The sequence below is a fragment of the Lysinibacillus sp. FSL W7-1291 genome, assembly GCF_038593415.1.
GTDB lineage: Bacteria > Bacillota > Bacilli > Bacillales_A > Planococcaceae > Lysinibacillus > Lysinibacillus fusiformis_D.
Window position 1 is genome coordinate 2,654,002 of the sequence record NZ_CP151994.1, and the last position, 13,789, is coordinate 2,667,790.

Annotated in this window: 8 protein-coding genes and 1 pseudogene; 1 reads left to right on the forward strand and 8 read right to left on the reverse strand. The window is 37.6% G+C overall.

Annotated elements, in window-relative coordinates; genetic code table 11:
* Positions 1–167: 167 nt before the first annotated feature.
* A pseudogene (tnpA, locus tag NST76_RS12850) lies at positions 168–643 on the reverse strand (IS200/IS605 family transposase).
* 588 nt (positions 644–1,231) lie between these two features.
* Between tnpA and NST76_RS12855 the strand changes: the two are divergent.
* A complete protein-coding gene (locus tag NST76_RS12855) occupies positions 1,232–2,944 on the forward strand; it encodes a methyl-accepting chemotaxis protein (RefSeq protein ID WP_058844545.1) in 1,713 nt (570 codons plus the stop codon).
* Positions 2,945–3,082: 138 nt separating this feature from the next.
* Here NST76_RS12855 and NST76_RS12860 read toward each other — a convergent pair whose 3' ends face one another.
* The 7 genes from NST76_RS12860 to ilvB form a co-directional block, all read right to left on the reverse strand.
* Positions 3,083–6,310 carry a collagenase gene (locus NST76_RS12860; protein WP_342543962.1) on the reverse strand — a complete coding sequence of 1,076 codons (3,228 nt, stop codon included), beginning with the start codon at positions 6,308–6,310 and terminating at the stop codon, positions 3,083–3,085.
* Between the two features lie 506 nt (positions 6,311–6,816).
* On the reverse strand, positions 6,817–7,407 hold the full coding sequence (gene leuD, locus NST76_RS12865; RefSeq protein WP_058844543.1) for a 3-isopropylmalate dehydratase small subunit: 591 nt from the start codon (positions 7,405–7,407) through the stop codon (positions 6,817–6,819).
* Positions 7,408–7,438: 31 nt separating this feature from the next.
* A complete protein-coding gene (gene leuC / locus NST76_RS12870) occupies positions 7,439–8,848 on the reverse strand; it encodes a 3-isopropylmalate dehydratase large subunit (protein WP_058844542.1) in 1,410 nt (469 codons plus the stop codon).
* Between the two features lie 17 nt (positions 8,849–8,865).
* Positions 8,866–9,966, reverse strand: a complete 1,101-nt coding sequence (gene leuB, locus NST76_RS12875) for a 3-isopropylmalate dehydrogenase (RefSeq protein ID WP_036123302.1) — start codon at positions 9,964–9,966, stop codon at positions 8,866–8,868.
* A gap of 368 nt (positions 9,967–10,334) precedes the next feature.
* Positions 10,335–11,369: a ketol-acid reductoisomerase gene (gene ilvC, locus NST76_RS12880; RefSeq protein WP_036123296.1), complete on the reverse strand. Its 1,035-nt coding sequence runs from the start codon at positions 11,367–11,369 to the stop codon at positions 10,335–10,337.
* 85 nt (positions 11,370–11,454) lie between these two features.
* Positions 11,455–11,970 carry an acetolactate synthase small subunit gene (ilvN, locus tag NST76_RS12885; RefSeq protein WP_036123293.1) on the reverse strand — a complete coding sequence of 172 codons (516 nt, stop codon included), beginning with the start codon at positions 11,968–11,970 and terminating at the stop codon, positions 11,455–11,457.
* Positions 11,967–13,733: a biosynthetic-type acetolactate synthase large subunit gene (ilvB, locus tag NST76_RS12890; protein WP_058844541.1), complete on the reverse strand. Its 1,767-nt coding sequence runs from the start codon at positions 13,731–13,733 to the stop codon at positions 11,967–11,969. Before ilvB ends, ilvN begins: the two co-directional genes overlap by 4 nt.
* Between the last annotated feature and the right edge of the window lie 56 nt (positions 13,734–13,789).

Sequence of the window (13,789 nt, forward strand, 5' to 3'; positions counted from 1 at the left end):
TAAATCACAAAAATAACATTCATTTTTTGCTTTTTCTCAATAAAATGAGTTATGTCCCAGCCTCTTGCTCTGCGCGTGAAACGCTGGGGTACTGGCCCATGTCTAAAGACATTCTGAATGGTCTGCCAACCGCACTCCGTTTTCAAGCTACCACTAAAGTGGTCTTATTATTTTCGTTTGTTTGCTTTTATTTCTTCTCCTGTAAAAGGATCGATGAATTCTTTCATGGTCATTTGATCCTCAAGAATATCCTCTTGTAATTGATTTTTTATATATTCCTGAATGATTTTTCTGTTTCTTCCCACTATATCTACATAATATCCTCAACACCAAAACTTTCTATTTCCATATTTGTATTTCAGGTTCGCATGTCGATCGAATATCATTAAACTACTTTTCCCTTTCAAATATCCCACAAACGATGAAACACTTAGTTTGGGTGAAATACTCACCAACATATGAATATGATCAGGGCAGGCTGTTGCTTCTATAATTTCTACTCCTTTTTTTCACATAACTGGCGTAAAATTTTACCTATGTCTGCTTTGATTTGTCCATAAATAATCTGCCTTCTATATTTTGGCGCAAAGACAATGTGATACTTACAATTCCATGTTGCGTGTGCTAAACTTTTATTATCCATTTGGATCTCCTTTCGTACGAAGTCGGTTGACCAGACCTGAATTCATTGTACGATTGGGGTTTTTTTCTTGTCCCTAGCTAGAAGTTCTTTAGAACCCCTCGCATAGCAAGGGGTTTTCAAAAGATACAATAAAACAGCTTCGATTTCTCGGAGACTGTTCAGACTGTCGACAAAAGGAAGCGAGAAGTTCATACTCGCTTCCTTTTGTCATTTTTCATTATGTTTAAAAATGGTCATTCACTACATAATAAACATACTCTTTAAGCATAAAAATTCTTTTAAGCTGCCTGCCATGTTTAACATAAACCATCTCACCTGTAGTAGCGTTCCTTCATTTGTCCATATGTTAAATTTTCAAGAGATAGTTGATATAAGAGGGTTTGCGGTAAGCCTTTTTCAAATACGAAAATGAACTGCTAACAAAACCTAGAAAATAAGGAAGTTCACCAACTAAGGTAATATTTTTAAAACAATGAAAATGAAAAAGCTATAGTAATACCCTTGTTCTAAATCATATTGATTAACTACAACTAAAGTACTATAATTAATTTTAAAATAGAGATAATAAAAAGAAGGTGGTAAGTGTCTATGGGTCAACAGCAGAAAAATGGTAGAGTCAGAAAAGGAAGCTTAAAAAATCGTATTATTGGAATATCACTTTTACTGTTTATTTCGATTATCAGCATCAGTTCCTATTTAAATATTAAGACAGTTAAAGAAAATGTTTCAGATGCTTTATTAGAAAAGAGTATACAGCAGGTCGATGAAATTGCACGTCAAGTGGAGAATATTCTAGTTTCTAACTCTAATCCTACAGTGGAACTGCAAAATTTCGTTGAAAACAAAGTACAACAAAATGGAATTGCTTATGCAGTTGTCATTGATAAAAATGTTACGGCAATTGCCCATAGTGATAAGGAGAAAATAGGTAAAAACTATGAAGATGATTCCTACTCTGTAGATGGAGCGAAAAATGGGAAAACGATGACTAGTAGATTTTATGCGGATGTTCAGAAAAGTTGGACGTTCGATATAATGGTACCGATTTATATAAATAATACGCTTTACGGATCTATGGATGTAGGTATTTTCGAGGGTGACATCACAAAAGTTACGAATGCCATTTTACTAAAGGAGATTATTACAGTTGCTGTTGGCTGTATTTTATTCATTATTTTAATGATTTTTATTTTAAATAAAATGTTCAAACCTTTACTGTTAGCAGTTGATAAATGCAATGACATGGGAAAAGGAGAATTCACTGAGTTAATCCCCCCAAAATATACAACTAGAAACGATGAAGTAGGTAAGCTTACATATGCTTTAAATGAGATGCAAAATCACTTTGTTGATTTACTTAATGAAATCAGTCTAACTTCGAATAAGGTTACTGCATCATCTGAAGAACTGCGAGATGCAACCAGTACTTCTTTAGAGTCTTCAAAGGATTTATCATCTGCTGTTGAAGACATTGCTAAGGGAGCTGTGGAACAAGCAAAAGATACCGAATACGGGACTGCAAGTATTGGAGAGCTAGGAGAATTAATTGAAAGTAATCAGGATCATTTAGAAAATCTGAATCTATTTGTCGATGAAGTAAGCCATATTAAAGATGAAAGCTTACTCATATTAAAAGAGCTTGTTGCTAAAACAGAAGAAAATAATAAGGCAGCAAAAGAAATTTATGACATCATTCTCACGACAAACGAAAGCTCTGGGAAAATTCAAAATGCAAGCCAGATGATAAGAACCATTTCGGAACAAACGAATTTATTAGCTTTAAATGCGGCTATTGAAGCATCTAGAGCTGGCGAAGCTGGAAAAGGGTTTGCAGTTGTTGCGGACGAAATACGAAAATTGGCGGAGCAATCAAATCAATTCACTAAGGAAATTGCCACTGTTATAGGAGACTTAACAGCAAAAACTGGACAAGCTGTTCAGACTATCCAAGAAGTGAATCATATTGTCAATTCTCAAGCTACAAGTGTTAAAACTACGAATGGCAAGTTTGAAGATGTTGCAAACTCTATTGAAAAAATAAAAACGGTCATTGAGGAATTATATAACTTAGGCAATAATATGGGTGAAAAGAAGGACGAAGTAATAGATATTCTACAAAACTTATCTGCCATATCGGAAGAAAATGCAGCTGGTACGGAAGAAGCAGCCGCATATTTACAAAATCAAACAAACTCCATTTATGAAATTGCCAATTCCAGTGAAGAATTAGCAAAGTTAGCTAATAAAATGCAGGAAAATGTCTCAAAATTTACGATTCAAACAAACTCAACTCGATTGTAAGAACAAAGCCCAATTTCTCTATTTAATTACAGAGAAATTGGGCTTTTTAAACTAGGAATGTCTTACGTACACTATTTAGTTTTCAATGCTACTCGTCACACTAAAAACAAGAATTTTCGTTTATCTTAAAAAATAGTATTAGTGTACATTAACAGTATATGTTCCATTTTCATTATCAAATTTATAAATATATAAATAATACTTTCCTGGTTTTGCATTTAATTTTCCTTTTATAATACTTCCATCTTCCTGTCCATAGGAAGTGTAATTTTGCATATCAGACTCATGATAAAGTACCCATGTCATGCCAATTTGATTTTCATTTACGACAGAAATATCTATTTCTTTTGGAGATGTAACATCGAATTGATATATATCCGTATTATCATCATCAAGCAAGCTACCTTTTATTGGCATATTAAATGGCATCATAGTCGCTTCTTCGGGATGATTATTTGGTTCTATCTCTGTTTGCGCTCCATTCCGTACATTTACTGTATATGTCCCGTTTTCATTATCAAATTTATAAATATATAAATAATATTTTCCTAGTTTTGCATTCAATTTTCCTTTTATAATATTTCCATCTTCCTGCCCATAGGAAGTGTAATTTTGCATATCAGACTCATGATAAAGCACCCATGTCATGCCAATTTGATTTTCATTTACAACAGAAATATCTATTTCTTCTGGAGACGTAATATCGAATTGATATACATTCGTATCCTTATCAATCAAACTACCTTTTAGAGGCATATTAAATGGAATGATAGTCGCTTCTTCGGGATGATTATTCTCTGTCTGCTCCCCTCTCCGTACAGTTACAATTGTTTTAGCTTTACTTGCTATTCCCTTATCATTTTGCACTGTTAATATCACATTGTATGTTCCTTCATCTTCGTATACATGAATAGGGTTTGCCTCTTCACTTGTTTTTCCATCACCAAAATCCCAAAGATAAGAAACGATATCTCCATTGTGATCTTTTGAACCATCGCTTTTGAACTGGATTTTTTCATTTTTGATTCCAGTATATGGACCATTTATAGTTACAAAAGGCGCTTGATTTTCTCCCTCATCCGTCGCAATGCCATGGAAAACAACATCATATTCAAACTGGTTTGCCGCATTCACACGGTAGTTTACAAAATACGCTGTCGCTGTTTTATAGCCGCTCCATTCTTTTTGCGACAGTTGCTCCAATACTTGGTTCACTTGCTTACTCATCGTTTTCCAATCTTGAGATTCACCTTGTGTTTCACTACCTATATACGTGCCTTCGAGTGTAAATGTATTAAAAAATTGAGATTTATGTTTTGTCATATTTCCATTTTTCATGTTAGCAATATCGACAATTTCTTGCTCCACTTCGTCTAACGCTTTTGGTTGATGTTGCACTAAATAATCTTCTGATACTTGTGGTACCTCGTATTTTTCTTGATTATCAATCAATTGCTGCATATAGGCTTGGTATTCCGCATTTAGTTGTGGATCTTTACTTAAAGTGTCACGATACGCATCATAATTTTTCACATCGTTCGCTCGAATTAAATCTTGAATCCTATCAAATGTATCAAATTGGTGATTATACATATAAGACTGCAATGCAAATGAATAGTTATAAAAATCCCATGATCCATATTTTGCAAACATTGTTTGTTCAGCTGTATAGCGTTGTGATGGATCCTCCGATAATCCACTAATAATACTCTTACGTGGAACAATGTCATTTGTACGCGTTGATCCAGCGAAAAATTCTGCATTTCCTTCTTGGAACCATGTTAGTCGCTCGTTTTGGTACATATCACCTGTTCCGAATAAACCTGGAACCTCATACCTACCCTGTAAATAATGTGTATATTCATGACGGAACAACTCTTCTAAACTATAAATACTTTGCTCTGGCGTCCGTTCATATGTAAAGAACGTTCCATTCTCTTCAATATAAATACCACCATTATTTGTTTCATATCCATACAATTGACGGTTTAATCGATATTGATCTGGAGAGTTATAAATGACTACTGTTAAGACATCGTCAGCATTACCTGGTTCTAATGCTTTATCATTCCCAATTACACGATGATATTGTGCTTTTACTTCTTTTGCAGCCCAGTATAATCTTTGAATTTTGTCTTCTGTTACTTGATCTCCCGTTTTAAATACAATGGATCCATCATCAAATGTATATGTTTTCGGTAGATACTGCTCCTTTCCTTCTTCACGTACTTGCTGTAAATCTACTGTCTTTCCACTATAGTCTTTTCCACCATAATTTGTAGTAATTTGCTCTACTGCTACAAAATAAGCTTCACTTAAATATGGATACATTTGCATCGCTTGTGTAACAACTTCTAAACCTTTATTCGGATTACTATGGAAGCCTCCTAAACGCCCTGCATAATAAATGCCATTATTGATTAACCAACTATTGTTATCTGTCACATTATGTATAAGAGCAATTTTATTAACTTCATTTATGAAGCTATCAATTTTGCCATACCACATCGTCGTATTAGCTTCTTTACGAGTATCATATAAATACGACTGTAAGTCATAATCAATGCCATGTATTACATCGTATATAGCTTGTCCTTTTGACGACTCGTCTTCAAATGTAGAGAGATTTTCGTTATACTGCTTTAAAATCTTCGTAGCAAGTTGAACTGTTTCCGCATCACTAGAAGCATTACCTATTAATTTCCCATAGGCAGATACTACTTTATCTTGTTCAGCTGTACCTAGTTTAAAGTTCGGATTCTTAGCTATTTCTTTTAATGCTGGTAAACACTTATCTTGGAAACTTCTCTCGTTTAAATAACCTAGTTCGTTATTATAAAATGCTACATAAAAAGCCGAACGCAATAGCTCAACAAATGTTTCAATCCCCTTTGAATCATCTTTCGTAAAAGAACTTCCTCTTTTCCCCAATTCATTAATAATCACTTGCATGCGTTCTTCATTTTGATAGAAAGCTTTTGTTTCCTCACTGAATTGGAACAAGTCTGTTATTTGATACCACCGAATATTTCCTAGCGTATCAATTAGCTCACGATCGTTCATTTTATTAAGCTCTGCCATCGAGTACTTTTCCTGCAATTGCTTCGTATCAGCCTGTTCTATAATTGGAGCTGGATGTTGCGAAAAATCTCCAATTTCCAAACGTTCATCAAATGATAATGTTTCATCAGCCTTTGTAGAGTGTACAATTTCATCTTTCGACGTTTCTATGCCAATTGGTTTCATTTGTAATACATTATAGGGCGTTTTTTCTGCTGCTGATGCTTCTGCTTGTAACCCTCCTAACGACAGTGCCATTGTGCTAATCCCAATTAACACTTGATTGAATTTAAATTTTTTCTTCACAATAAGTCCTCCTATAGTACTACATTACTTATTTGGTAATATATTTATTATTTGGTACTATATTACCTATTTTAAAATAACATATTATGTAAAAATATCAATAGATAATGTTATATTTAGGAGTTTTTTCTTTTATAATTTGAACACTAAGACACAATTAGACCATAGAACTTAGTACCTTCCATTTATATATGAGTATGGGGAAGCTAAACATTTCTTTAATAGACAAATCACCAGAAACTCATTCAACATCATATTTGGGAATCGTCTGTGGAGGAAGCCGAACATTTACGACATGAGAATGAAGGGATTAATACTTGGATGTTAGGCTGAAGAGAGGTTTTCTACTAGATAAATAAACGAAATCAATAGCAGTCTCTAGTTTTCATACTAAATGATCTTTGGGTGCTAATTGATCCATCAGTAGTGGAAATCAACAGCTTTACTTTATTTCACTGTAAAAGAAAAAACTGAAGACAACATAAAGTTGTCTTCAGTCTATCAAGTTAATAGGCTATCCGCTTTGCTTCATAGGCAGCAATATGGTCTTCGTATTTAAAGGTTAAGGCGATTTCATCCCAGCCATTGAGTAACGTTTCCTTATAATACGGATCAATCGAGAATTGATACACTGTACCATCTTCACCCGTTACAGTTTGCTCTGCCAGATTTACTTCCATTGTGTACGGCTTTGCCAAACCTTTAGCCAGAATATTATCGCATTCGGCTTCTGTTAGCTTAATAGGTAAAATTCCATTTTTAAAGCAATTATTATGGAAGATATCTGCAAAGGAAGGTGCTATTACTACATTAAAACCATAATCTAAAATGGCCCATGGTGCATGCTCACGAGATGAGCCACAGCCGAAATTATCTTGTGCTACTAGAATTTTTGATGCTTTAAATTCAGGTTTATTTAATACGAAGTCTGTTACTTCATTGCCTTGCGCATCATAGCGCCAGTGATAAAATAAATACTGCCCAAAACCTGTGCGCTCAATGCGTTTTAGAAATTCCTTTGAAATAATTTGATCTGTATCGACATTTTTACGATCAAGTGGTGTGATGACACTATTGACGATATTAATTGGTTCCATTTTTACTCATCCCTTCCGTGTAAAGCAAGATTTACACAGTTTCCTTGACAAATTCACGCACATCAACAAAATGACCTGCAATCGCAGCGGCTGCTGCCATTGGTGGTGATACTAAATGTGTACGAGAACCCGCGCCCTGACGTCCTTCAAAGTTGCGGTTAGATGTAGAAGCACAGCGTTCACCAGCTGGTACGACATCATCATTCATGGCTAAACACATGGAGCAACCTGACTCCCGCCATTCAAAGCCAGCTTCCATAAAGATTTTATCCAAACCTTCTGCCTCCGCTTGCTTTTTCGTAGTATGTGACCCTGGCACAACGATCGCTGTGACCTTATCGTGCACCTTGCGTCCTTTGATGATATTAGCTGCCGCACGTAAATCACTAATTCGTGAATTTGTACAGGAGCCAATAAAGACATGCTGGATGTCAATGGATGTTAAGGATTGCCCTTCCTCTAAGCCCATATAAGCAAGCGCTTTTTGAAGTGCCGCCTTATCAGAGTCATCCTCGTAATCTGCCTGTGTAGGCACATATCCTGAAACACCCGTACCCATCGAGGGATTGGTACCCCATGTAATGATAGGTTCAATTTCTTCTGCTTGTATGATACGAACTGTATCGTACGTAGCATCCTCGTCTGAGGCAAGGCTTAGCCAATAAGCAGCTGCTTCCTCTAATTTTTCACCTTGGGGTGCATATTTGCGACCACGAATATAATCGACGGTTGTTTGGTCAGGTGAGATGAGCCCTGCTTTTGCTCCTGCCTCAATCGACATATTACAAATCGTCATACGTTCTTCCATTGATAATTTGTGGATTGCCTCTCCAGTGAACTCCACAATATGTCCTGTACCAACGCCAATGCCGAACTTCGCAATAATGGCTAAAATAATATCTTTAGCTGCTACGCCAACTTGTAGCTCCCCTTCAACACGAATTTCCATCGTCTTCGGCTTATTTTGCCATAATGTTTGCGTCGATAATACATGCTCTACCTCTGATGTACCAATCCCAAAAGCAATTGCCCCAAAGGCACCGTGAGTGGATGTATGTGAGTCACCGCAGACAATTGTTTTACCTGGCTGTGTTAGCCCTAGCTCAGGCCCGATAACATGTACAATGCCTTGGTCAGGGTGACCCATCCCTGCTAGCTCAACGCCAAATTCTTCAGCATTTTTAGCCAATGTTTCGATTTGATTGCGTGCAATGGGATCATGGATAGTCTGTAAATTTTTCGTTGGTACATTATGATCCATTGTCGCAAAACTTAAATCAGGACGACGCACTTTACGTCCATTCAAACGTAGCCCTTCAAAAGCTTGCGGAGATGTTACTTCATGAATTAAATGAAGATCAATATATAACAGGTCCGGTTTGCCCTCTTCCTGATAAACTACATGTTTATCCCAAATCTTTTCAATTATATTTTTACCCATTGTCTTCACCTATTTCTTTAAATATATGTTGTCATAATGCTTTGTGAAACAAAGCTAGTATCAATTTCATTAATTACTTTATCTGTCCATTCATTTGTCGAAAGAATACGATTGCCATCACGGGCTAGATCTGCTGTAAAGTAACCATCATCAAATACCGCACTAACAGCACGCTCAATTTCTGCTGCCTCTTCTGTTAAACCAAATGAATATTGCAGCATCATAGCGACAGAAAGAATGGTTGCTGCAGGGTTTGCGACTCCTTGCCCTGCAATTTCTGGTGCTGACCCATGTACTGGTTCATATAAGCCAAAATTATCGCCACGGATAGATGCTGATGGTAATACACCTAAAGAGCCAGTAATGACAGAAGCTTCATCACTTAAAATATCACCAAACATATTTTCGGTGACTACAACATCATAGTGTCCTGGGTTTGTAATAAGTTTCATCGCCACAGAGTCTACTAGATTATGTTCCACGATCACATCTGGATAATCTTTTTTCTTAGCTTCTACGACTTCTCGCCATAAGCGACTTGTTTCAAGCACATTCGCCTTATCTACAGAGCATAATTTGCCGCCACGTAAACGTGCTAGCTCAAAGGCATTTTCAACAATACGTTCCACTTCTGCTTTTGAGTAGACCGTTGTATCAATTGCGCCATTTTCAGTACGCATACGTGGTTCCCCGAAGTATACGCCGCCTGTTAGTTCACGGACAATCATTAAATCAACGTTTTCAGCTACTTCACGTTTCAGTGGTGAAGCATCTAGTAAACTCGGGAACGCCTTTACTGGACGTAGATTTGCAAAAAGATCGAAGTGTTTGCGAATTCGCAATAACCCTTTTTCCGGGCGTAATTCAGGTGGATTCTGATCCCACTTTGGACCACCTACAGCACCTAATAAAATCGCATCACTATTTTCACACATCTCGATTGTTTCTTCTGGTAGTGGATTATTATGCTGGTCGATAGCAGCACCTCCAATTGTTGCATACCCTAAATGAAAAGTATGATTAAATCGTTTACCAATCACTTGTAATACACGTACAGCAGAAGCAACAACCTCAGGGCCAATCCCATCACCAGGAAGTACTGTAATTTTTCTCTCCATCATCAAAACACCTTTCTTTGTATAGCGCATTCGCTAATTTAGTAAAGACGCCCACCTACCATTAATTTAGGTGGGCGCATTCATTACGTCTACGCGTAATTTTTTGTGAATGGATACAATACGCCATATCATCATTGCATCCGACTTGTGAATGGTATGTCATACGATTCACTACCTTTAAAACCTATACAGGATGTGCTCCCGAAGGCATGCTATTAAATGACGGTTAATGGCATTTAATAGCAGCTTCTAAACATCTTGAGAGGAGTTACGGCCGGTAGTCGATATATCCTCATAGTAAATTTTCAGCTGCGGTTAAGTAGATCTCAGCCAATTGTTCACCATTGTGAAGCGCAGTATCGAAAATATTAATTTTTCGCACTTGCCGCTACTTCTCGCACAACTTTTTCTTTCCCTTCGTTGATGAATGGCATCATAGCACGTAATTTCGCGCCAACTTCTTCGATTTGGTGGTTCGCACCAGCTTCCTTGAATTTTGTATATTCTGGACGACCATTTTCATTTTCTTGAATCCAACGACGTGCAAATGTGCCATCTTGGATATCTGTTAACACGTCTTTCATACGAGCCTTTACAGTTTCATCAATAATGCGTGGTCCTGCCACATAATCTCCCCACTCTGCTGTATCAGATACCGAGTAGCGCATTGTAGCCATACCACCTTCAAACATTAGGTCTACAATTAATTTAAGTTCATGTAGCGTTTCAAAGTAAGCTAGTTCTGGTTGGTAGCCAGCTTCTACTAACGTTTCGAAACCTGCTCTTACTAGCTGTGTTGCACCACCACAAAGTACCGCTTGTTCACCGAATAAATCTGTCTCTGTTTCTTCTTTGAATGTTGTTTCAAGTAAACCACCTCGCGCAGCACCAATTCCTTTCCCATAAGCAAGTGCTAAATCTTTTGCTTGCCCAGTAGCATCTTGATGGATAGCGAATAGACCTGGTACACCAGCACCTTCTTGGAATTGACGACGAACTAAATGTCCTGGTCCTTTTGGTGCTACTAAAAATACGTCAACATCTGCTGGTGGTGTAATTTGACCAAAATGGATATTGAAGCCGTGCGCAAACATCAGTGCTTTACCAGCTTGTAAATATGGTGCAATTTCTGCTTCATAAACGGCTTTTTGACGCTCATCTGGTAATAAAATTTGAATCACATCTGCTTCTTGTGCAGCCTCAGCCACAGTTTTCACGTCAATACCATCAGCTTTCGCAGCATCGAATGATCCACCTGGGCGAACCCCAACTACTACGTCAAAGCCTGATTCTTTAAGGTTTAGTGCATGTGCATGACCTTGTGAGCCGTAACCGATAATAGCGATTTTTTTTCCTTTTAATACGTCCTCGTTGATGTTTTGTTCATAGTACATTGTAGCCATAGTTTATTTCCTCCTAGAATTTGGTTTGGTTTTCATAGCTTTAGCAACTTGCTGTTTCAATAAAGCTATCAATTTTATATGCAAACTATTTTAAAATAGAGAGCTGTGGGTTTGAGATTTTTTGCGTTTCACGCACAGAGGCAGTGGCTCCTGTACGTGTCAGTTCTTTAATGCCATATGGTCGAATGAGTTCGATAAAGGCATCAATCTTTTCTGGGTGCCCTACTACTTGATACGTCACAACATTTTTGGCTGTATCAATAATTTGTGCACGAAATGGTTCAACAATCGAATTCATTTCCAAGCGTAGATTTGGTGGTGAAATAACCTTTACTAGCGCCAGCTCTCGCAGAACAATTGATTTGTCGGTAATATCATTGACTTTTAACACATCAATTTGCTTGGATAATTGTTTTACTAGCTGCTCGATTTTGCGTTCATCCTCAACATTGACAACAAAGGTCATCTTAGAAAAATTTGGTTGTTCAGTATGCCCTACTGTAATCGATTCAATATTGAACTGTCGCTTCATCAACAAACCTGTCAATCGGTTTAATACACCACTTTGGTTAATCACAGTTACAGTAATTACTCGTTTCAATTCTTTTTCACCCCAATCATTTCATGTAAGCCTTTGCCTGGTGCTACCATTGGGTAAACACATTCAAGCTGTTTCACTCGACAATCAATTAATACTGGCTCATCAGAAAGTAGTGCCTCACGGAAAATATTCTCCGCCTCATCGATTGTGTTAATACGATAGCCTTTAATATTATAGGCATCCGCTAATTTAACAAAATCTGGTTGGATTGGCATCAGCGACGATGAATAACGTTCTTCATAGAATGTTTGTTGCCATTGGCGCACCATTCCAAGACAACTATTATTCAAAATCACTATTTTTACTGGTAAGTTAAATTCCTGTAGAATAGATAGCTCCTGTGCCGTCATTTGGAATCCAGCATCTCCTACAATCGAAATAACTTTTTTGTCTGGCTTCGCAAACTGAGCCCCAATTGCGGCCGGGAAGCCGAAGCCCATCGTACCAAGTCCACCAGACGTTACCCATGCATGATCATTATTTAAATGGTAGTATTGTGCTGCCCACATTTGATGCTGCCCTACATCTGTCGTTACAATGGCATCACCCTCTGTAATCTTGTGCACTAATTGCAATGCCTCTTGTGGTAAGATTTCTTGCGTATTGGCATCTTTGCAATACCACAATGGGTATTCATTCGCATGATTATTTAAAAAGGCTAGCCAGTCTGCTGTATCAGGACCTTCGAAATCCTTTTTCAACAATGCCTTTAACGCCTCTTTTGCATCCGCAACAATCGGAATATCTGTCGGTACGTTTTTACCAATTTCAGCAGGGTCAATATCGATATGGATAATCGTTGCATTTGGTGCAAATGTGGCTAAATTTCCTGTTAAGCGATCATCAAAACGTGCACCGATATTGAGTAGTAAATCTGTTTTTGTGATGGCTGTATTTGCTGTAACCGTACCGTGCATTCCTGCCATTCCAAGGAATAAATCATGTTCCCCATGAATGGAGCCTAGCCCTAGCAATGTATTCGTTACGGGGATACGGTATTTTTCAGCAAAGGCCGTTAATTCCTCACGTGCGTCAGCAAAAAGAACACCTGCACCAGCTAAAATAACTGGATTTTTTGCCAAAGAAATTGCTTGGATCGCCTTTTGAATTTGTAAATAGTTTGGTTTATAGGTTGGTTGATAGCCTGGTAAATAAATTTCATCTGGTGCTTGTGGTGGATTCTCTACATCAAACAACATTTGTGAAACGTTTTTTGGAAAGTCCACAACCACTGGTCCCTTACGTCCAGTGCTTGCAATATGGAATGCTTCCTTCACAATACGTGGAATGTCATTGACATCCTGCACTTGGTAATTGTGCTTTGTGATTGGTGTCGTAATCCCCATGATATCAGCTTCTTGGAAAGCATCTGTTCCAATGACAGATGTAGCAACCTGACCTGTGAAGACAACTAATGGGATGGAATCAATCATGGCATCCGCAATACCTGTTACGAGGTTTGTTGCACCAGGTCCACTTGTGGCAATGACAACGCCTGTTTTACCTGAGACACGTGCATAGCCTTCAGCCGCATGAATAGCCCCCTGTTCATGTCTTGTTAAAATATGGCGAATCGGATTTTTATACATCGCATCATAGATTTGTAATACGGCTCCACCTGGATAGCCAAAGATGATTTCAACACCTTGATCATGCAAAGCCTGCACTAAAACATCTGCACCGTCCTTCGCTTGATAGGTTTGTTCAGCCGTTGCTGTTGTTGCTAATTGTTCTTGTTCATTGATTGAAACATTCGCACTCATCAATTTATGCCTCCTTCATTTCTTTCAAAGTCATACATCAGTGTTCTAGATTAGTA

Bases quoted from the DNA above. Each gene is read 5' to 3' on its own strand.
- ilvB (WP_058844541.1), bottom strand. From the start codon at position 13,733: ATGAGTGCGAATGTTTCAATCAATGAACAAGAACAATTAGCAACAACA.
- leuB (WP_036123302.1), bottom strand. From the start codon at position 9,966: ATGGAGAGAAAAATTACAGTACTTCCTGGTGATGGGATTGGCCCTGAG.
- leuD (WP_058844543.1), bottom strand. From the start codon at position 7,407: ATGGAACCAATTAATATCGTCAATAGTGTCATCACACCACTTGATCGT.
- leuC (WP_058844542.1), bottom strand. From the start codon at position 8,848: ATGGGTAAAAATATAATTGAAAAGATTTGGGATAAACATGTAGTTTAT.
- ilvC (WP_036123296.1), bottom strand. From the start codon at position 11,369: ATGGCTACAATGTACTATGAACAAAACATCAACGAGGACGTATTAAAA.
- NST76_RS12855 (WP_058844545.1), top strand. From the start codon at position 1,232: ATGGGTCAACAGCAGAAAAATGGTAGAGTCAGAAAAGGAAGCTTAAAA.